The sequence below is a fragment of the Pseudidiomarina woesei genome (genome assembly GCF_001418345.1).
Lineage (GTDB): Bacteria > Pseudomonadota > Gammaproteobacteria > Enterobacterales > Alteromonadaceae > Pseudidiomarina > Pseudidiomarina woesei.
On sequence record NZ_LIPW01000001.1, the window covers coordinates 405,633 to 424,065 of the forward strand.

The 18,433-nt window shown below is 49.0% G+C and carries 21 protein-coding genes; 10 read left to right on the forward strand and 11 right to left on the reverse strand.

Annotated features, from left to right (window positions below; translation table 11 throughout):
* Nucleotides 1-34: 34 nt before the first annotated feature.
* Nucleotides 35-1,741 carry a proline--tRNA ligase gene (locus ASC40_RS01970; protein ID WP_055438103.1) on the forward strand — a complete coding sequence of 569 codons (1,707 nt, stop codon included), beginning with the start codon at nt 35-37 and terminating at the stop codon, nt 1,739-1,741.
* Nucleotides 1,742-1,828: 87 nt separating this feature from the next.
* Here ASC40_RS01970 and gpt read toward each other — a convergent pair whose 3' ends face one another.
* Both gpt and ASC40_RS01980 read right to left on the reverse strand, forming a co-directional pair.
* The gene (gene gpt, locus ASC40_RS01975; protein WP_055438104.1) at nt 1,829-2,314 is read right to left on the reverse strand and encodes a xanthine phosphoribosyltransferase; all 486 of its coding nucleotides are present in this window, start codon (nt 2,312-2,314) and stop codon (nt 1,829-1,831) included.
* 6 nt (nt 2,315-2,320) lie between these two features.
* Nucleotides 2,321-3,622 carry an NCS2 family permease gene (locus ASC40_RS01980; protein ID WP_055438105.1) on the reverse strand — a complete coding sequence of 434 codons (1,302 nt, stop codon included), beginning with the start codon at nt 3,620-3,622 and terminating at the stop codon, nt 2,321-2,323.
* Nucleotides 3,623-3,762: 140 nt separating this feature from the next.
* Here ASC40_RS01980 and ASC40_RS01985 point away from each other — a divergent pair, with 140 nt between their 5' ends.
* Nucleotides 3,763-4,083, forward strand: coding sequence for a 2Fe-2S iron-sulfur cluster-binding protein (locus ASC40_RS01985; protein WP_055438106.1), 321 nt, complete (start codon nt 3,763-3,765; stop codon nt 4,081-4,083).
* On the opposite strand, the gene ASC40_RS01990 is transcribed toward ASC40_RS01985, so the two are convergent.
* From ASC40_RS01990 to prmB, 5 genes are read right to left on the reverse strand one after another with little or no spacing between them, the layout of a single operon-like run.
* Complete coding sequence (locus ASC40_RS01990) at nt 4,080-5,225, reverse strand: ATP-NAD kinase family protein (RefSeq protein ID WP_055438107.1); 1,146 nt, start codon at nt 5,223-5,225, stop codon at nt 4,080-4,082. The genes ASC40_RS01985 and ASC40_RS01990 overlap by 4 nt on opposite strands.
* Nucleotides 5,218-5,352, reverse strand: coding sequence for an entericidin A/B family lipoprotein (locus ASC40_RS11720; protein WP_072243350.1), 135 nt, complete (start codon nt 5,350-5,352; stop codon nt 5,218-5,220). Before ASC40_RS11720 ends, ASC40_RS01990 begins: the two co-directional genes overlap by 8 nt.
* A complete protein-coding gene (locus ASC40_RS01995; protein WP_055438108.1) occupies nt 5,342-5,911 on the reverse strand; it encodes an elongation factor P hydroxylase in 570 nt (189 codons plus the stop codon). The genes ASC40_RS11720 and ASC40_RS01995 overlap by 11 nt, the downstream gene beginning before the upstream one ends.
* An 18-nt stretch (nt 5,912-5,929) precedes the next feature.
* Nucleotides 5,930-7,027, reverse strand: a complete 1,098-nt coding sequence (gene aroC, locus ASC40_RS02000; protein WP_055438109.1) for a chorismate synthase — start codon at nt 7,025-7,027, stop codon at nt 5,930-5,932.
* Nucleotides 7,028-7,053: 26 nt separating this feature from the next.
* Nucleotides 7,054-7,950: a 50S ribosomal protein L3 N(5)-glutamine methyltransferase gene (prmB, locus tag ASC40_RS02005; RefSeq protein WP_281175462.1), complete on the reverse strand. Its 897-nt coding sequence runs from the start codon at nt 7,948-7,950 to the stop codon at nt 7,054-7,056.
* Nucleotides 7,951-8,050: 100 nt separating this feature from the next.
* On the opposite strand from prmB, the gene smrB reads away from it, so the two are divergent.
* Nucleotides 8,051-8,590: an endonuclease SmrB gene (gene smrB, locus ASC40_RS02010; protein WP_055438110.1), complete on the forward strand. Its 540-nt coding sequence runs from the start codon at nt 8,051-8,053 to the stop codon at nt 8,588-8,590.
* A 46-nt stretch (nt 8,591-8,636) separates the two neighbouring features.
* Here smrB and sixA read toward each other — a convergent pair whose 3' ends face one another.
* From sixA to ASC40_RS02025, 3 genes are read right to left on the reverse strand one after another with little or no spacing between them, the layout of a single operon-like run.
* Nucleotides 8,637-9,143, reverse strand: coding sequence for a phosphohistidine phosphatase SixA (gene sixA / locus ASC40_RS02015; protein WP_055438111.1), 507 nt, complete (start codon nt 9,141-9,143; stop codon nt 8,637-8,639).
* Between the two features lie 6 nt (nt 9,144-9,149).
* A complete protein-coding gene (locus tag ASC40_RS02020) occupies nt 9,150-9,509 on the reverse strand; it encodes an RnfH family protein (RefSeq protein WP_055438112.1) in 360 nt (119 codons plus the stop codon).
* Between the two features lie 2 nt (nt 9,510-9,511).
* A complete protein-coding gene (locus tag ASC40_RS02025; protein ID WP_055438113.1) occupies nt 9,512-9,949 on the reverse strand; it encodes a type II toxin-antitoxin system RatA family toxin in 438 nt (145 codons plus the stop codon).
* Between the two features lie 107 nt (nt 9,950-10,056).
* Here ASC40_RS02025 and smpB point away from each other — a divergent pair, with 107 nt between their 5' ends.
* From smpB to trpA, 7 genes are all read left to right on the forward strand, one after another.
* On the forward strand, nt 10,057-10,536 hold the full coding sequence (smpB, locus tag ASC40_RS02030; protein WP_055438511.1) for an SsrA-binding protein SmpB: 480 nt from the start codon (nt 10,057-10,059) through the stop codon (nt 10,534-10,536).
* Nucleotides 10,537-10,850: 314 nt separating this feature from the next.
* Nucleotides 10,851-12,413 carry an anthranilate synthase component 1 gene (locus ASC40_RS02035; protein ID WP_055438512.1) on the forward strand — a complete coding sequence of 521 codons (1,563 nt, stop codon included), beginning with the start codon at nt 10,851-10,853 and terminating at the stop codon, nt 12,411-12,413.
* Nucleotides 12,414-12,416: 3 nt separating this feature from the next.
* The gene (locus ASC40_RS02040; RefSeq protein ID WP_055438114.1) at nt 12,417-13,031 is read left to right on the forward strand and encodes an aminodeoxychorismate/anthranilate synthase component II; all 615 of its coding nucleotides are present in this window, start codon (nt 12,417-12,419) and stop codon (nt 13,029-13,031) included.
* A gap of 1 nt (nt 13,032) precedes the next feature.
* Nucleotides 13,033-14,037 (forward strand): anthranilate phosphoribosyltransferase, encoded by a 1,005-nt coding sequence (gene trpD / locus ASC40_RS02045; RefSeq protein WP_055438115.1) that lies wholly within the window; start codon nt 13,033-13,035, stop codon nt 14,035-14,037.
* Nucleotides 14,030-15,451: a bifunctional indole-3-glycerol-phosphate synthase TrpC/phosphoribosylanthranilate isomerase TrpF gene (trpCF, locus tag ASC40_RS02050; RefSeq protein ID WP_055438116.1), complete on the forward strand. Its 1,422-nt coding sequence runs from the start codon at nt 14,030-14,032 to the stop codon at nt 15,449-15,451. The genes trpD and trpCF overlap by 8 nt, the downstream gene beginning before the upstream one ends.
* Nucleotides 15,452-15,466: 15 nt before the next feature.
* Complete coding sequence (gene trpB, locus ASC40_RS02055) at nt 15,467-16,699, forward strand: tryptophan synthase subunit beta (RefSeq protein ID WP_055438117.1); 1,233 nt, start codon at nt 15,467-15,469, stop codon at nt 16,697-16,699.
* The gene (trpA, locus tag ASC40_RS02060; protein ID WP_055438118.1) at nt 16,696-17,505 is read left to right on the forward strand and encodes a tryptophan synthase subunit alpha; all 810 of its coding nucleotides are present in this window, start codon (nt 16,696-16,698) and stop codon (nt 17,503-17,505) included. The genes trpB and trpA overlap by 4 nt, the downstream gene beginning before the upstream one ends.
* On the opposite strand, the gene ASC40_RS02065 is transcribed toward trpA, so the two are convergent.
* Nucleotides 17,477-18,382, reverse strand: a complete 906-nt coding sequence (locus ASC40_RS02065; RefSeq protein ID WP_055438119.1) for a TIGR01777 family oxidoreductase — start codon at nt 18,380-18,382, stop codon at nt 17,477-17,479. The genes trpA and ASC40_RS02065 overlap by 29 nt on opposite strands.
* Nucleotides 18,383-18,433: the final 51 nt, after the last annotated feature.

The window sequence follows — 18,433 nt, forward strand, 5'->3', positions numbered from 1 at the left end:
CACTTTGTTGCTTTGCTGGAGAATTGGGGAACACATGCGTACCAGCCAATATTTACTCGGAACACTAAAAGAAACTCCTGCCGATGCTGAGGTGATTAGCCATCAGTTAATGCTGCGCGCGGGCATGATTCGTAAAGTTGCAGCAGGCCTTTATACATGGACACCAACCGGCCTACGCGTACTGCGCAAGGTTGAAACCGTGGTGCGCGAAGAAATGGAACGTGTTGGTGCGCTAGAAGTTCTCATGCCAATGGTACAGCCGGCTGATTTATGGCAAGAGTCTGGCCGCTGGGAAGACTACGGTCCAGAGCTTTTACGTTTGCATGACCGCAACAATCGTGACTTTGTACTAGGCCCTACCCACGAAGAAGTCATTGCAGAACTTGCTCGCAAAGAGATCAGTAGCTACAAACAGTTACCGTTAAATTTGTTCCAAATTCAAACTAAATTCCGCGATGAAATTCGTCCCCGCTTTGGTGTCATGCGTGCACGCGAATTTATTATGAAAGACGCGTACTCATTCCATCTAGATCAAGAGTCGCTGCAACAAACCTATGACGTAATGCATGCCGCATACTGTCGTATTTTTGAACGCTTAGGCTTGGACTACCGTCCAGTTATCGCTGATACCGGCTCCATTGGTGGCAGCTCATCGCACGAGTTTCATGTATTGGCCAGCTCAGGTGAAGACGATATTGCGTTCTCTGATAGTTCAGATTATGCCGCAAACGTTGAATTAGCCGAGGCTATGGCACCCCAAACGCAGCGCTCAGCTCCAAGTGCTGAAGTAGAAAAAGTAGCAACACCCAACGCAAAAACCATTGCCGCCTTGGTTGAGCAGTTCAATTTGCCAATTACGCAAACCGTGAAAACATTAATCGTTCATGGCACCGAAGAAGGCCAACTGGTGGCGCTCATTGTTCGTGGTGATCATGAGCTTAACGATATTAAAGCCGCAAAACACGAACTGGTTGCAAGCCCATTAGCATTTGCTAGCGAAGAAGAAATTCGTGCCGCCATAGGCGCAGGCCCAGGTTCACTCGGCCCAGTAAACTTAAACTTACCTATGGTTATTGATCGCAGCGTTGCGGTTATGAGCGATTTTGCCGCAGGTGCCAATGAAGACGGCTTCCACTTCTTTAATATCAATTGGGAACGCGATGTTGCGTTACCTGCAGTAGCCGACTTACGCAATGTCATTGCCGGCGACCCAAGCCCATGTGGTCAAGGCACATTGCAAATTAAGCGTGGTATTGAAGTTGGCCATATATTCCAACTCGGTAAGAAATACTCCGATGCCATGAAAGTTGGTGTATTAACTGACACCGGTAAGCACGAAACCTTATACATGGGTTGTTATGGCATTGGTGTGTCGCGCATTGTTGCCGCTGCCATCGAGCAAAATCACGATGAGTATGGTATTACCTGGCCCGACGCGCTCGCGCCATTTGACGTTGCCATTGTGCCGATGAACATGCACAAGTCTGCACGGGTGCAAGAAGTCGCTGAAAAACTATATAGCGAATTAACCGCAGCTGGTTTTAACGTACTGTTTGATGACCGTAAAGAACGTCCAGGTGTTATGTTTGCTGATATGGAATTAATCGGTATCCCTCACCAAGTGGTCATTGGCGAGCGCAACCTTGACGAGCAAATGGTTGAGTACAAGAACCGTCGCAGCGGCAATAAAGACAAAATTGCAATTGCCGACGTAGTCGCAACCTTAAAAGCTAAAATCTAATCGTCACAACTTTTGTACGTGCAAAAGCAAAAAGCCCAGCTTGCAACACAAGCTGGGCTTTTTTTAGGCTTAAGCGCTAACACGAGCTTAGCTTTCAGAGCCGGCTAATGGCTCCACATAGTGCAGATGCATATCCCACGGAAAGTGAATCCACGTTTCTTGCTCTAAATCAGCAACAAAATCATCCACTAATTCCATGCCCGCAGGTTTTGCATAGACGGTAATAAACTTAGCTTTCGGGAAACGCTCGCGTAAAAACTTCAAAGTGTTGCCGGTATCGACGAGATCATCAATCACCAAAAAACCTTCGCCATCGTCGGTTGCACTAACATCTTTTAATAAAGTGACGTTGTCGCGCTGACTATCATGGTCATAAGAACTCACACACACGGAGTCAACGACGCGCACATTCAGTTCACGCGCAACAATAGCCGCGGGCACTAACCCACCACGACTAACGGCAATAATGCCGCGCCATTGCTCTGCTGGTAATTGGCGTCGCGCCAATTCTTTAGTGGCGCGATGTAATTCTTCCCAAGAAACGAAAAATTCGCGATTTGAATGCCATCCCATAACGTCTTACCCCAACCAAATAAATTTAGCGATAAACAGCGCCGCCAATACAGCCACGCTCCAATTTAGTTCACGAATACGGCCGCCGAGTGCTTTCACAACCACATAGCTAATAAAGCCTAAGGCAATGCCATCAGCAATTGAAAATGTCAGTGGCGTCATCAATAAAACCACCGCAACAGGGGCTGCTTCAGTAATGTCTTCCCAATCAACCGAACGTAACGTAAACAACATTAACACTGAAACGTAAATAATAGCCCCTGCCGTTGCATAGGCAGGCACCATAGCCGCTAATGGTGCAAAAAATATCGCTGCCACAAACAATAGTCCAACTACCACAGCGGTTAAACCCGTTTTGCCACCCGAGGCAACACCAGACGCAGATTCGACATAACTTGTCGTTGTTGAGGTACCTAACGCGGCACCCGCTACCGTCGCCGTGCTATCAGCCATAAGAGCACGTTCTAAACGCGGCAAACTACCATCGGGTTTGGCAATTCCGGCGCGTTGTGCAACCGCCATGAGCGTGCCTGATGTATCAAATAAATCTACAAACAAGAAAGCAAAAATAACACTCAACATGGCCACATCAAATGCCGCAGCTATGTCCATTTGCATAAACGTGGGAGCCAAGCTTGGTGGTGCCGCGATAATGCCATTGTACTGTACATCGCCGAGTAAAAATCCGGCCACGGTCACTAAAAGAATGCTAATTAATGCAGCGCCCTGAATACCGCGAGCAACTAGACCAATAATCAAAAAGAAACCAGCACCAGCTAATAAAACCGACAGCGAGCCCATATCCCCTAGCGTGACTAATGTCGCGTTATTGGCAACAATAATATTGGCGTTTTTCAAACCAATTAACGCAAGAAACGCACCAATACCAGCAGCAATTGCTAAACGTAAGGTCACCGGAATTGAATTAATAATCCAACTGCGAATGCGCAGCGCAGATAACAAGAAGAAGAGAATGCCGGAGAAAAACACAGCACCCAGCGCGGTTTGCCAAGCGTAGCCCATACCTAACACCACACTGTAGGTGAAAAAGGCGTTTAACCCCATTCCTGGGGCTAGAGCTACGGGGTAATTGGCCCACAAGCCCATTACCAAACAACCAATAGCCGCTGCTAAACAGGTTGCGACAAATACAGCGCCATAATCCATACCTGCTTCGCTTAGCATGGAAGGGTTGACGAATATAATGTACGCCATGGTTAAAAAGGTCGTGAATCCGGCAATAACTTCCCGTTTTACCGTGCTACCCTGCGCTTTGATCTGAAACAGTCGCTCCAATAAAGCTTGCATAAGCCCCCACTCTTGCGTTGCTGGTTAAAAAAATTGCCGTATTCTACATTAATTCACTACTTATTTCTCGACTATTATCAACCAGTGAGACTGTGATAAGCTGCGCCAGCAAAGGCACGCAACATCATGGGAGTAACAAAATGCCACGCGTGATTTATATAGATGCCCAAGGCGGCGAATTTGAAGCTGAAGTTGAAGTAGGTCAAAACCTTATGGAGGGTGCAGTTGACCACATGATCGACGGAATTTTGGGTGAGTGCGGCGGCGTTATGTCGTGTGCTACCTGTCATTGTTATGTCGATAAAGATTGGGTCAACAAAATTCCACCCGCTAGCGAAATGGAAGAAGACATGCTCGATATGGTTATTGATCCACAAGACAATAGCCGTCTAAGTTGTCAAATTGACATGACTGAAGAACTCGACGGCATTGTCGTAAGGTTACCTAAATCGCAGTTTTAATTGCCCCCTTCCACACGCACGAATACTTCATCGTGATAACCGGTGGTTACCCGTATTAGGCCGGCAAGTTCTGCATCGAGTTCAGGCTCGCCGGTATCAACCACTAAAGGCCGTTGGCCAAGCGCCTGTAACTTCGCTTTGGTCGCCACAACGTGAATATTGTCTTTACCAATCAAACGAATGACATTTGGGCTCAATTGTTGGTTACCACGGCCAAAAAGATGACCCTGCCCACCTATGACCGTAATGACCAGCTGTACCGGCCCATTGTGCTGCTCAATGAGTTGTTCAAGTTGCTTTGCCGTCACGTCGTTAGCAAGCAGTTTGTGTTGCAGTACAACATCCACACCAAGCAAGGTATTTTCAAGCCCGAGTTCGTCCATAATTGCCGCCACAGTTGAACCAGAGCCCATAACATAGAGAGTATCGTCATCCATACCCTCAATAAGGTCGGCGGCAATGTCGGCTAACACCAATTCATCGCTTTCTTTACCGCCCATTTTTACTGCTTGCACATAACGCAGCTCGGCTGGCACAAGCATCTCGCCGTAGCGGCGAGCGCGCACAGTCCCTTGACGAAACGCATCTTCGTCAATATCCATAACATCAGCGTTAGTTACCGTTGTCAGCTGGCCAGACAGCATTTGCTCTAACACTTTTCCAGCGGCTGTCGGCGAAATGGCATAAACTCCAGAATGAATTTTCACGCCAGCTGGAATACCAAGCACAGGCTGTTCAGCTGGGTACACTGCACAAATGTCGCGCGCCGTGCCGTCACCGCCTGCAAATAATAAAATATCCACAGACTTTGTCATCCCGATGTGCTCAGCTAATGCCCGCGTATCGGCTGCAGTAGTGGCTTCTTGTAAAGCATCATATGCAATCTCGTACGTAAAACCCATCGACTCTAAAATGTCTGCACCTAAATTACCCGCGCCAGTAATAAAGGTCACTTGGGCTTGATATGGCAGAATAACCCGAAGCGCTTGTTGCACGCGCTCTGGCGCTTTAGGCGTTGCCCCTAAGGCCAAAGCTTTGGCTGCCGTTTCAGCCCCATCACTGCCTTTTAAAGCGACGGAGCCGCCTAAGCCTGCGAATGGGTTAACGACTAACCCAATACGAAAGGTGTGGAGACTATTCACTTTGATCGCGAGATTCTTTTTGTATTGCTTCGCCAGCTTTTTCGAGGTCTTTACCGATGCCCTCTACCGTGGCACAGCCACTCACACCCAACGCCACGAGTAACATAAAAAAGTATTTAATTTTCATAAGTAACTTCCTTAGTTTGTTGATTATTATTCCACGAAAGAATAAATGCAGCGGGCCACGGTTGGCGATAAAACTGCGCCAATGCCCGAGCAAAAACTTCTGCACGTGGTGGTAATCCGTTAATTATATACGTAGCTAATTGTTGCTGAACAGCTTTTGTAAAAGCTGCGCGATCAACCTCAATACCACCAAGGTTATCTACGCTCACTTGAAAAGGCACACCCGCACACAATGAAAACAGCCACTCAAGTGCCTGTGGTTTATGCTCTACCCGCTCAAACTCAGCTTGCTGCGCAGCCGTGCGACCGTCTGGCTCATACCAGTAACCGTAATCAAAAAGTTGCCTGCGACGCTCACCGGCAATACACCAATGCGCTATTTCATGCAGCGCAGAAGCAAAAAAACCATGGGCAAACACAATGCGATGATCGTCTTGCTCGCTGATTGCCGGCTGATAAAAAGGTTCGTCATCGCCACACACTAAACGCGTGCGAAATTGGCTGTAAAAACACTGCGCAAACAGTGTAATCAAATCAGAATAATGATGCTTGCCCGACATTCTACAGACCAAACACCGTTAAATTTTCGGATACGAATGCGTAACAGCGCCGTTTTGTGCGCGCTGACGCAACACGTGATCCATAAGCACTAATGCGGCCATTGCTTCAACCACAGGCACCCCGCGAATACCGACGCAAGGGTCATGGCGCCCGCGAGTAACAATGGTGGAGGGTTGCCCGTGCACGTCAATGGTATCACCCGGGGTGGTTATGCTTGAAGTTGGTTTAAAAGCCACTTCCGCAATTAATGGTTGGCCACTACTAATGCCGCCTAACACGCCACCTGCATGGTTACTGGCAAAACCTTGAGGTGTTAGCGCATCACGATGCTCACTACCTCGTTGCCCAGCCACGGCAAAGCCATCGCCAATGCTTACCGCTTTTACCGCGTTGATGCTCATTAAGGCTTTGGCTAAGTCGGCGTCTAGTCGGTCAAATACCGGCTCACCTAAACCCACAGGTACGCCAAGTACTTCAAGGCGCACCCGCGCCCCCACCGAGTCGCCTTCCTTTAACAACTGCTTTAAATAGTCTTGGGCGGCAGCTGACATTTGCGCATCGCCACAAAATAGAGGGTCTTGCGCAACCTGCTGCCAATTAAAAGTCGCTAATTCTGGGTGCGTGCTGTGTGGCCCAATTTGTACCACGCTGGCCTGAAACTGCATATTAAGCGTTGCGGCTAAATATTTTTGCGCAATAGCACCCGCCGCAACTCGCATTGCGGTTTCGCGCGCCGAAGAGCGACCACCGCCACGATAGTCACGCACACCATATTTATGGGCATAAGTATAATCAGCGTGGCCTGGTCTAAATTTGTCTTTGATTTCGCTGTAATCTTTGCTGCGCTGATCGGTATTTTCAATCAACAAGCCAATCGGCGTACCCGTTGTTTTGCCTTCAAACACCCCCGACAAAATACGCACTTCGTCAGCTTCGCGGCGAGCCGTGGTATAACGGTTTTGGCCTGGCTTACGCTTATCTAGCAACGGTTGAATATCGGCTTCTGACAGTTCAAGGCCTGGCGGGCAACCGTCAATCACTGCGCCAAGCGCTGCCCCGTGGCTTTCACCAAAAGTGGTCACTCGAAATAATTCACCCCAAGTATTTGCTGCCATAATGATTATTCGCCGCTGTGGTTAATTTAAAACTGTTGCTGGTACTTTATAAGATCTTGATAAGACAGCACAAATACGCCGTCTCCACCATGCTCAAAGCGAACCCATTCAAAAGGTACTTCAGGGAACTCTTCCGCTAACGCAACCATGGAATTGCCAACTTCGCAGACCAACCAACCGTTTTCGGTTAAATGATCTGGTGCTTCACGCAAAATAGTCCGTACTAGGTCCAAGCCATCATCGCCAGCAGCAAGGCCAAGTTCAGGTTCATGACGGAATTCATCCGGTAAATCAGCCATATCTTCTGCATCTACATACGGCGGATTGGTCACAATCAAATCGTAACGTTGTTTCGGAATCGCATCATATAAATTCGACTGAATTGGAATAACACGATGCTCTAAATCGTGCATGGCAATATTTTGTTCAGCCACGGCTAACGCATCAAGCGACAAATCTAATGCGTCTACTTCTGCATTTTCAAACGCATACGCACAGGCAATGGCAATACAGCCGCTGCCCGTGCATAGGTCAAGAATGCGTGTCGGTTCGTCGGTGAGCCATTGAGAAAAGCGCTGTTCAATGAGCTCGGCAATAGGTGAACGCGGCACTAACACGCGTTCATCAACCACAAACGGCAAGCCGGCAAACCACGCTTGACCAATTAAATAAGCCGCTGGTTTACGTTCATCAATGCGCTGCTGCACAAGTTTGGTAAAATGTTGCCATTCGGCGTCTTGCAAACGCGCTGATTGAAATTGCTCCAATTGATTAAAATCAAGCTGAGTAACGTGCCCTAACAATAGCTGCGCTTCACTGTACGCGTTATCTGTGCCGTGACCAAAGTAAATGTCTGCCGCTTGCATTGTGCTGACACTCCAGCGCATGGCGTCATGCAGTGTCGTGGTGCTAAAGTTTGTCACCCATTGTCTCCGAAGTTAAACTGATTAAGTACTTAATCGATTGCATATTTAGCGACATAAGATACCCTAATACCATTCATTTCGCATCAATAGAACCACGATGAATAAAGATTTTGACGACGATTTCGCGCTGTTTCGTGAACAAGTGAAAGTTGATCGCCGCATTCGCAGCGAGACCCATCAGCCCGAGCCCCGCCGTGGCAACATCTCTATGCGCGAAGCTCAACAACCGGACAAGCGTCAGCGCGCCGTCGCGAAACAACAGCACGCCGAGTTCTTTTTCTCAGACACGTTTCGAGCACATTTGCCCGAAGGCGCGGTACGTTATTGTGCTGACGGTGAGTCGACGCACGTGCTCAAGCAACTGCGCCGTGGCGACTATCCGCCGGAAATCATGCTTGATTTGCACGGCATGACACAAGCGATGGCAAAACGCGAAATCGCAGCTTTGTTGCATACCTGTCAGCGTGAGCATGTGGCTTGTTGTTCAATCATGAGTGGTCACGGTAAGGGAATATTAAAAGAAAATTTACCTCACTGGCTGATTCAACACCCGGCGGTTCGAGCATTTCATCAGGCGCCAAAGGAGTACGGCGGTGCTGCAGCGCTATTGGTACTTATTCACCTGCGTTTTTTGTAATTATTCCGCTGCGCTTTTTGTTCTTATTCCGCTGCGCTTTTTGTTCTTATTCTGCTGCGCTTGGGGCAATCATACGCACAAACTCGGCGCGCCCAGCATTCACATCAATGCGAATTTCCGCCATAGCTGCGGTCGGAAATAATAATGGCGGGGTTTGTTTATCTAACGTGGCAACTAAATAACTAATAAATGGCATATGCGACACCAGCATCACGTGCTTGGCGTTCATATGGTGTGTTTGCAACATGGCAAAAAACCAATCTGCAAAGGTTTCTGGGCTGCTTTCTGGTACTGCATCTTCACAAATATCGCGGGTATTTACCGCAACCTCAGACTCAACAATAGTGGCGGTTTGTTGGGCACGAATGTACGGGCTGACCGTGAGCCAATCAAGGCCATGACCGCCGCGCTGCTGAATATACTCATTCAGCCAAGTTGCGCTTGCTAATACCTCGTGCTCGCCCATGGTACTTAATGGCCTTACGGCATCGGCTTTAAGTGCTTGCGCTGGCTCTGCATCGCCATGACGCATAATGAACAAGGTTACCGCCACGACTTGTTAACCCTCATTTTCATCCGCCTCGGCACGACGCCGACGGCGTCCACCAGTCACAGGGTCTGCGCGACCTTCGTCTTTGGCTTGATCAGCACGACGGCGACGCACAGCTTTCGGATCGGCAATCAACGGACGATAAATTTCTATCCGGTCGCCCTCTCGCAACTCTTGGTCTAATTTAACAGCTTTGCTCCAAATACCAACCTTTTGTTGCTCGAGATCTATTTCTGGAAAATAGTGTTTGATATTTGACTGCTCAATTGCTTCAGCAACAGTAGTGCCAACCGAAACGCGTAATGGAATAATTTGCTGTCGTTGCGGTATCGCATAAGCCACTTCAATTTGTATTTGCTCAGCTGACATCGCTAACTATTCCCATAAACTTGCTGCGCACGCTGCACAAACGCATCAACCATACGGCTTTGTAATTCATTAAATATTTTTCCAAAAGCCATACCAAGCAAACGGTTGGCAAATTCAAACTCAAGCTTCAGTACAATTTTACAAGCATTCTGATCAAGCGCATGAAAGCTCCAACCGCCGCGCAAATATTGAAACGGACCGTCGACAAGCTCCATACCAATGCGCTCGTGTGGTTCAAGAGAATTGCGCGTGGTAAAAGACTTACTGATGCCTGCTTTACTAATGTCTAACCGCGCCACTTTCATATCATCGGTGCTTTCTAAAACGGTGGCGGTACGACAACCAGGTACAAATTCCGGATAACGATCGACATCGTTTACCAGAGCGTACATCTGTGCATCGCTGTATGGCACCAAGGCACTTCGTTCAATCGTCGGCATCGGTTTCCTCGTTCGTTTCAAATGATGCGCATGATAGCGCATTTCTTGCACGTGTTCACATGCACAAACAAATTTTCTTTTTCATTGGCATAGGTATAATACGCGCTATGAGCAAAGCTAAAAAAAATCAGAATTCAAATACCATCGCGCTGAACAAAAAAGCACGTCATGAATATTTTCTCGAAGACAAATTCGAGGCCGGTCTCGCCCTGCAGGGCTGGGAGGTTAAAAGTATTCGCGCGGGCAAAGTGAATATCAGTGATACCTACGTCATCATCAAAAACGGTGAGGCCTACTTATTGGGCGCGCAAATACAGCCGCTTATTTCAGCCTCTTCGCACGTGGTTTGCGACCCGGAGCGCACCCGTAAGCTGCTGTTAAAGCAACGTGAGCTTGATAAGCTTATTGGTGCTAGTGAGCGCGAAGGTTATGCCATTGTCGCCACCGCCATGTATTGGAAAAAACACTTGGTTAAATTGGAGATTTACCTGGCTAAGGGTAAAAAATCCCACGATAAGCGCGACACGATTAAAGAACGTGACTGGCAGCGTCAAAAAGCGCGCATCATGAAGCACAATGTGCGTTGACATGCAGATTAAAAAACGATAAGTTCAGTTTCACAGTTAGACAAGTTTACAAAAAGGCTATTTACCGTGTTGAACATCACATTAACTACTCAAACACAAAAAAACTGGTGGTGGCATTTCCCGACCTAGCGGGCGATGCTTGTGTGCGTGTTTCTCACGTAATGCTTCAAAACCCGCTTCAATAAGCGGGTTTTTTTATGTCCGCAAATTGAATGCAACTGAAGCGCAATTAACTATACAACTTAACTTACAACTTACAGCGGACATTCATTGTGAATATTATTGAACAGCCCGGACATTTAACTAGTTTACGCATGAAGCTGCCATATCAAGCCGACACTTTAGCCCTGTATCAACGCTTGTGTGGACCAGCTCAGGCTAGCTTGTTGCTTGACTCAGCGGAAATACAGTCACGCCAAAACCTTAAAAGTTTAGTCATGGTTAATGCGGCATTAGAACTAACCTGCCAAGCCCAAACCGTTACTATTAATGCATTAACCGCCAATGGCGAAGCCTTGTTGCCATGGTTAACTGAGCAGCTACGTGATGTCTGTCAGCTAAGCACAGCGCAAAGTCAGCTTATTTGCACGTTCGAACCCTTGCCTACCGCAGCCGATGAAGACTCGCGTTTACGCATGACAAGTAACGTTGAGCCACTGCGAATTATTCAGCAGCGCCTACAGCAGCATGCGCAACAAGGAAATATCCATCCGCTAGCGCTGTTTATTGGTGGTGTATTTGCCTACGACTACGTTGCCAGCTTCGAGCAGTTACCTACCGTTGAAGATGGCGTTAACCAGTGCCCAGACTATCAATTTTACGTGGCCGAAACGTTATTAGTGATCGATCATCAACAGCAAACCACCGAGCTACTTGCGAGTTTATTCAGCGGCCCACAAAGCGCTGAATATTATCAAGACATCGCACAGCAACTCGGCCGTATAGCCGCGCTATGTCAGTTGCCCGCTGTTAAAAGCTCAAACAGCCATTCAGCTACGCAAGCTCAAGTAACTGACAGTAAGGTAACAGCAACCCCATCAGCCAAAGAATTTGCTCAACAGGTGCTTGATCTTAAAGAGCACATTAGCGCTGGTGACATTTTCCAAGTCGTGCCATCACGACGCTTCACGATGCCCTGCCATGACAGCCTTGCTGCATACGCGCAATTGAAACAAATGAACCCGTCGCCTTATATGTTTTTCATGCGCACACCGGCATATGAGCTATTTGGTGCGTCGCCAGAGTCTGCGCTGAAATATACTAAAAACACCAACCAAGTTGAGCTATACCCCATTGCAGGAACACGACCTCGCGGTAAGCACAGTAATGGTGATATTAATGCCGACCTTGACAGTCGGTTAGAGCTTGAGTTGCGTCTTGATCAAAAGGAACTTGCTGAGCACATGATGCTGGTTGACTTGGCTCGCAATGATCTGGCCCGCATTGCCCAGCCAGGCACCCGTTACGTGGCCGATTTATTGCAAGTCGACCGTTATTCACACGTGATGCATCTTGTGTCTCGGGTTGTGGCTCAGCTAGCTGATGACCTTGACGCGCTGCACGCCTACCGCGCCTGCATGAACATGGGCACCTTGGTTGGTGCTCCTAAAATAAGTGCTGCCGCGCTCATTCGTGGTGTCGAAAAACAGCGCCGAGGGAGTTATGGCGGTGCTGTTGGTTATATCAATGGGCATGGCGACATGGACACCTGCATTGTTATTCGTTCAGCGTTTGTGCAAAACAGTCAAGCAATTGTTCAAGCCGGTGCTGGTGTAGTGCACGACTCAGACCCTGCCGCTGAAGTCGCGGAAACTGAGAACAAAGCACGGGCCGTATTAGAAGCTATCCGAATCGCTAATCAACAGGTACAGGAGTAAACCATGAGTACAACAAATAGCGCTCCTGCACGCATTGTCATGATCGACAATTTTGACTCATTTAGTTACAACCTAGTCGACGAGTTACGCCAACTTGGCTACCCGTTAGTGATTTATCGCAATAACATAGATGCCGAACAATTACTTGCACAAATGGCTGATTATGCCGGGCCGCAACTTATTTGCTTATCGCCAGGCCCTGGCCATCCCGCACAGTCAGGCAATTTATTAGCATTTATTGAAGGGGCCAAAGGCCGCTTTCCCATGTTGGGCATTTGTTTGGGCTTTCAGGCACTCATACATGCAGCAGGTGGCGACATTGACCGTTGCCATGAAACCGTGCACGGTAAAAAAGCATTAATTGTAACTCAGCCGCATGCCATGTTTGCGGGCCTAGACAACCCCTTAACCGTAGCTCGTTATCACTCATTGTGCGGTTATCGGTTGCCGGAACGTATTCGAGTTCTAGCTGCCACCGGTGCTATTCCTATGGCCGCTGAGTTTCCAGAATACCAAGCCATTGGTTTTCAATTTCATCCAGAATCCATATTAACCAGTCATGGCAGCCAGTTGTTGGCGCAAACCGTGGCCTATTTAATGCAGCAGTACGGGAGTTAACATGCAAGCCATACATCAGCTACTCGCAGGTGAAGAACTTAGCGCTAAAGCCGCTGAAAAGTTATTTGATCACCTCGTAAAAGGTGAGCTAAACGACATTCAAATAACAGCAGCACTGGTTGCTATGAAACTACGTGGTGAGCAGCCGCCGGAAATGGCCGGTGCAGCTCAAGCACTGCGGCGTGCCGCAAAAGCCTTTAAACGCCCTGCCCGATTAGTTATTGATAGCTGCGGTACCGGTGGTGACGGCAGTAATACCATGAATATCTCAACCACCGCAGCCCTTGTAGCAGCGAGCATGGGCTTAACCGTTGCCAAGCATGGTAATCGCAGTGTGTCATCGCGCTCAGGCTCTGCCGACGTATTAGAAAGCTTGGGGTTGTCGGTCACCCAAGACCCAGAAGTTGCTGAGCGGCAGTTAGATGCCTTTAACTTCTGTTTTTTGTTCGCGCCGCATTATCACCCGGGCATTCGTTATGCCATGCCCAGCCGACAAACACTTAAAACGCGCACGTTGTTTAATTTACTGGGTCCGTTGGTAAACCCAGCTCGCCCTGATGCACAAGTATTGGGCGTCTACGACCCAAGCTGGTGCCGTCCTATGGCTGAAACCCTACGCCTACTTGGTTGCCAGAGGGCCATGGTGGTGCATGGTTCAGGGCTAGATGAAATTGCCCTGCATGGCGAAACCCATGTGGTTGAACTGAAAGACGGTGAGTTGCATGAATACTCGTTAAGCCCAGATACCTTTGGTGTTGAGCGCGCTAGTATTGAAGAGTTGCGCGGTGGCGATGCCGACTTTAACGCTAAATTACTACAGCGCGTGTTGGCTGGCACCGCCACCGAGGCCCAATTGAACGCCGTTGCAGTCACCGTTGCAGCCATGCTGTATATTGCCAACCAAGCAACGTCGCTGGCACAAGCAACCGCCTTGGTGCGCGAACACTTAGCCAGTGGCACAGCGTTGACACACTTACAAAAGCTGCAGGAGTTTAACCGTGGTTGATACCCCGTCAATATTACAAAAAATTGTGGCGAAGCGCCGACTGCGACTAGCTGAGCAATTGCAGTCGATGGATATGGCAGCGCTAACCACGGCGCTAAAACCGAGTACCCGCAGCCTAGCTGACGCTTTGGCCAAACCTCGGGCTAGTTTTATTCTTGAGTGTAAGAAAGCATCGCCATCAAAAGGCCTTATTCGTCCAAATTTCAACGCAGTAAGCTTAGCGCAAACTTACAGCCGGTACGCCGATGCCATTTCGGTACTCACCGAGCCTGACTTTTTTCAGGGTGATTTTAGCTACTTAGCGGCCGTAAGCGCTGCCGTTGATTTGCCGGTTCTATGCAAAGACTTTATTGTCACCACTGAGCAAGTATTGTTAGCGCGGCATTTCGGTGCCGACGCCATTTTATTAATGTTGTCAATAATCGACGACACCCAATATCGTGAATTAGCCGAAGTAGCAGCGCGTTACCAGCTTGATGTTCTCACGGAAGTGGCTACCCCAGAAGAGCTCGACCGAGCACTACAGTTAAACGCCAAGATTATTGGTATTAACAACCGTAACCTGCACGATCTTTCCATTGATCCGCAGCGTAGTATCAGCATGAGCAAACAAATACCGGCTGGTACCTTGGTGGTAGCCGAGTCTGGTTACAGTGAACATCAAGCCATACGTAAAACCGCCGACCATGTGGACGGTTTTTTAATTGGCAGTGCGTTGTCGCAACAAGCCAATGTTGATCAAGCTTGTCGTGAGCTTATTTACGGCCAGCACAAAGTCTGTGGCCTAACCAAACCGGCAGACGCAAGCGTCGTGCGTGCGGCTGGTAGCGCTTATGGTGGGCTCATTTTTGTCGGCCACTCGCCGCGCTGTGTCACCCTCGAGCAGGCAGCCGAAATTGTTGCCACCGAGCCACAACTCGAGTTCGTGGGCGTATTTGCTGATCAACCGCTGGCCCAAGTCAGCGACATTGCCAAACAGCTCAAACTTGCTGTGGTACAGCTGCATGGCCAAGAAGACCTCGACTATGTGAGTGAACTACGTAAGGCACTACCCCCTGGCACCAAAATTTGGAAAGCTATCGGCGTCGATGAGCCTCTTGTTTTGCCACAAATGGACGTTGACGCGTTTTTGCTCGACAACCGCTTTGGCGGCAGTGGCCAGCCCTTCAACTGGCAATTGCTCAACGGGCTAACCGAACAACAACGTCTCCAGTGTGTGCTAGCTGGTGGTATTCAACTAAGTAACTTGCGTGCAGCGCAGCAAACCGGCGTCAACCGCCTAGACGTCAACTCAGGCGTAGAGCACGCAAAAGCGAGCAAAGATGCCGGCAAAATTATCGCGTTTTTTGCAGCCATTCGTCAGTTTGGCCGTGTGACAGCGAACGACCATGACAAACGTTCATCGAATTCATAACAAGGTGCAGTATTTATGAGCTCTTCAACTGAAAAATTATCCGCCTATTTTGGCGATTTTGGTGGCCAATTCGTGCCAGAAATACTTCTACCAGCGCTTGATCAACTTGAACAAGCTTTTATTGATGCGCAAAACGACGACGCCTTCCAAGCCGAGTTTCGTGACCTATTAAAAAACTACTTAGGCCGCCCAACACCGCTGTCTAAATGCCGTAACTTGCCACAAAACTCGCCCAACGGCACCGAAATATACTTAAAACGTGAAGACCTACTGCATGGCGGCGCACACAAAACCAATCAGGTGCTTGGCCAAGCACTTTTAGCCAAGCGCATGGGTAAGCAGCGTATTATTGCTGAAACTGGCGCCGGCCAACACGGCACGGCAACCGCCTTAGCCTGTGCCTTACTTGACCTTGAATGTATTATTTACATGGGCGCCAAAGACGTCGCGCGCCAGCAGCCGAATGTGTTCCGTATGGAGCTCATGGGCGCTAAAGTGGTGGCTGTTGACGCCGGCAGTGGCACCTTAAAAGACGCGGTTAATGAAGCCATGCGCGACTGGACTGCAAGCTACAGTACCACCCATTATTTGCTTGGTACCGCAGCTGGCCCCCATCCGTTCCCGACCATTGTGCGTGAGTTTCACCGCATGATTGGCGCTGAAGCCAAAGCACAAATGCTTGAGCGCATTGGCCGCTTACCCGACGAAGTGATTGCCTGTGTGGGCGGTGGCTCGAATGCCATTGGCATGTTTGCCGAATTTATTGACGAACAAGACGTCGCTTTAGTGGGCGTAGAACCCGCGGGTAAAGGTGTCGACACGCACCTGCACGGCGCCACGTTAGCAGCCGGCAAGCCAGGTATTTTGCATGGTTGCCGATCGTTTTTAATGCAAACCGACGAAGGTCAAATTGAAGAAAGCTATTCGGTTTCTGCCGGTCTCGACTACCCAGGTGTTGGCCCACAACATGCGTATTTACGCTCTATTGGCCGCGCACGCTATGAATCAGTAACTGACGACGAAGCATTAGAAGCCTTTCAAACACTCGCCAAACACGAAGGTATTATTCCGGCTTTAGAATCTGCCCACGCGCTAGCTTATGCACTAAAACGTGCCGCCCAACCTGATGCGCCGAAAGTTCTGCTAGTTAACTTATCGGGCCGCGGCGACAAAGATATTGATCACGTGCGCCGTATTTTGCAGGAACGTGCCGAAGCGCAATCAGCACCGCAAGGAGGCCAAGCATGAGCCGTTATAAACAATTGTTTTCTCGTCTGTCAGCCGCAAGACAAGGCGCATTTGTGCCTTTTGTAACATTAGGCGACCCCACCCCAGAACTCAGCTTAAAGGTTATTGATGCTCTAGTGGCCGGTGGTGCTGACGCATTAGAGCTAGGCCTGCCCTTTTCGGACCCCGTAGCCGACGGGCCTACCATTCAAAAAGCCAATATTCGGGCACTTGCAGCGGGAACCCGCATTAGCGATGCTTTTAACATCATTGAACAAGTGCGCACGCGCTACCCTGACTTACCTATTGGCTTATTGGTGTACGCCAATTTAGTGGTGAGTAATGGCATGAATAACTTCTATCAACGCTGCCAGCAAGCGGGTGTTGATTCGGTATTGATAGCCGATGTTCCAGTGCGCGAAGGTAAGCAATTTGCCGCCATTGCGCGTGAGTTTGGTGTCGAGCCGATATTCATTGCGCCGCCTGACGCTTCATCAGCAACACTGCAACAAGTTGCCGAAAACAGCGCTGGCTATGTTTACTTACTTAGCCGAGCAGGTGTGACTGGTGCCGAAACACAAATGCAAGCGCCTGCAGGCGAAGTAATTGACCAGCTGCATCAGTACAATAGCGCCCCGCCGCTGTTGGGCTTTGGTATTGCCAGTCCAGAGCATGTTCGGGCTGCATTAGCAGCGGGTGCCGCTGGAGCTATTTGCGGCTCGGCTATTGTGAAAATAATTGAGCAATATCCACATGATGAAAACGCATTAACTAAGCACCTGCAAGAATTTGTGCAGACTATGAAGGCGGCAACAAGCAGTCTTTAAGGGCTGCTTCTACCTGCGCAAATTCGAACGAATAACCGGCCTGCTGCAAGCGCTCAGGCAACACCAGTTGGCCGGTTAATAACATGTCTGACATTTCCCCTAACATTAATTTGAGTACCCACGCAGGTACCCGCATAAAATGAGACTTCCGCAGAACTTTGGCTAACGAGCGACTAAACTCTTGCTGTTTCACGGGGTTAGGCGCGGTGGCATTATAAATTCCACGTGTTTCGCCGTGCTCAAGCAGAAATAGAATAATACCCACCATGTCGTCAATATGTACCCAGCTAAACCCTTGCTTCCCGTGACCTAACGGCCCACCAAGGCCCAGCAAGTAAGGTGGCAACATCTTTTTCAATGCCCCACCCTCGGGCGCCAGTACAACGCCAGTGCGAATAACACACACCCGTGTTTTTGGCGAATCTGCGGCTAACGCCAAACGTTCCCACTCGGCACATAAATGATGCGCAAAATCATCCGCTTCAATTACACTCGTTTCAGTCACCGGTGTGCTTCCTTGCGGCCCATAAAAACCAATTGCCGAACCGCTAATAAATACCTGTGGTGGTTGCGCAGCGCTTTGAATACGCTCGGTAAGTTGGCGCGTAATATTCCAACGGCTTTGCTCCAGCCGCAGCTTTTGTCGCGAGCTCCAGCGTTTATCCGCAATACCCTCACCTTGAAGGTTTATCACCGCGTAGAACTCACTAATATCACTTATTTCGTCAAGGCTACGAACCACATGCACCTGCTGCCCTAAGCGGGCAATTGCACGTTGCGGATTGCGACTTGTCACTGTCACTTGGTAGCTTTTAAGCAAATGAGGAATTAACGTCTGCCCAATAAGACCTGTTCCGCCAGTGATCAATAATTTCATAATACCGTTACCCTATAAGCTGCCGCTTCATTATGTTTATTGGTTTTTATT

Excerpts from the sequence above, each read along its gene's own strand:
- ASC40_RS01970 (WP_055438103.1), top strand. The coding sequence starts at position 35 with ATGCGTACCAGCCAATATTTACTCGGAACACTAAAAGAAACTCCTGCC.
- gpt (WP_055438104.1), bottom strand. The coding sequence starts at position 2,314 with ATGGGATGGCATTCAAATCGCGAATTTTTCGTTTCTTGGGAAGAATTA.
- ASC40_RS01980 (WP_055438105.1), bottom strand. The coding sequence starts at position 3,622 with ATGCAAGCTTTATTGGAGCGACTGTTTCAGATCAAAGCGCAGGGTAGC.
- ASC40_RS01985 (WP_055438106.1), top strand. The coding sequence starts at position 3,763 with ATGCCACGCGTGATTTATATAGATGCCCAAGGCGGCGAATTTGAAGCT.
- ASC40_RS11720 (WP_072243350.1), bottom strand. The coding sequence starts at position 5,352 with ATGAAAATTAAATACTTTTTTATGTTACTCGTGGCGTTGGGTGTGAGT.
- ASC40_RS01995 (WP_055438108.1), bottom strand. The coding sequence starts at position 5,911 with ATGTCGGGCAAGCATCATTATTCTGATTTGATTACACTGTTTGCGCAG.
- aroC (WP_055438109.1), bottom strand. The coding sequence starts at position 7,027 with ATGGCAGCAAATACTTGGGGTGAATTATTTCGAGTGACCACTTTTGGT.
- smrB (WP_055438110.1), top strand. The coding sequence starts at position 8,051 with ATGAATAAAGATTTTGACGACGATTTCGCGCTGTTTCGTGAACAAGTG.
- ASC40_RS02020 (WP_055438112.1), bottom strand. The coding sequence starts at position 9,509 with ATGTCAGCTGAGCAAATACAAATTGAAGTGGCTTATGCGATACCGCAA.
- ASC40_RS02025 (WP_055438113.1), bottom strand. The coding sequence starts at position 9,949 with ATGCCGACGATTGAACGAAGTGCCTTGGTGCCATACAGCGATGCACAG.
- smpB (WP_055438511.1), top strand. The coding sequence starts at position 10,057 with ATGAGCAAAGCTAAAAAAAATCAGAATTCAAATACCATCGCGCTGAAC.
- ASC40_RS02035 (WP_055438512.1), top strand. The coding sequence starts at position 10,851 with ATGAAGCTGCCATATCAAGCCGACACTTTAGCCCTGTATCAACGCTTG.
- ASC40_RS02040 (WP_055438114.1), top strand. The coding sequence starts at position 12,417 with ATGAGTACAACAAATAGCGCTCCTGCACGCATTGTCATGATCGACAAT.
- trpD (WP_055438115.1), top strand. The coding sequence starts at position 13,033 with ATGCAAGCCATACATCAGCTACTCGCAGGTGAAGAACTTAGCGCTAAA.
- trpB (WP_055438117.1), top strand. The coding sequence starts at position 15,467 with ATGAGCTCTTCAACTGAAAAATTATCCGCCTATTTTGGCGATTTTGGT.
- trpA (WP_055438118.1), top strand. The coding sequence starts at position 16,696 with ATGAGCCGTTATAAACAATTGTTTTCTCGTCTGTCAGCCGCAAGACAA.
- ASC40_RS02065 (WP_055438119.1), bottom strand. The coding sequence starts at position 18,382 with ATGAAATTATTGATCACTGGCGGAACAGGTCTTATTGGGCAGACGTTA.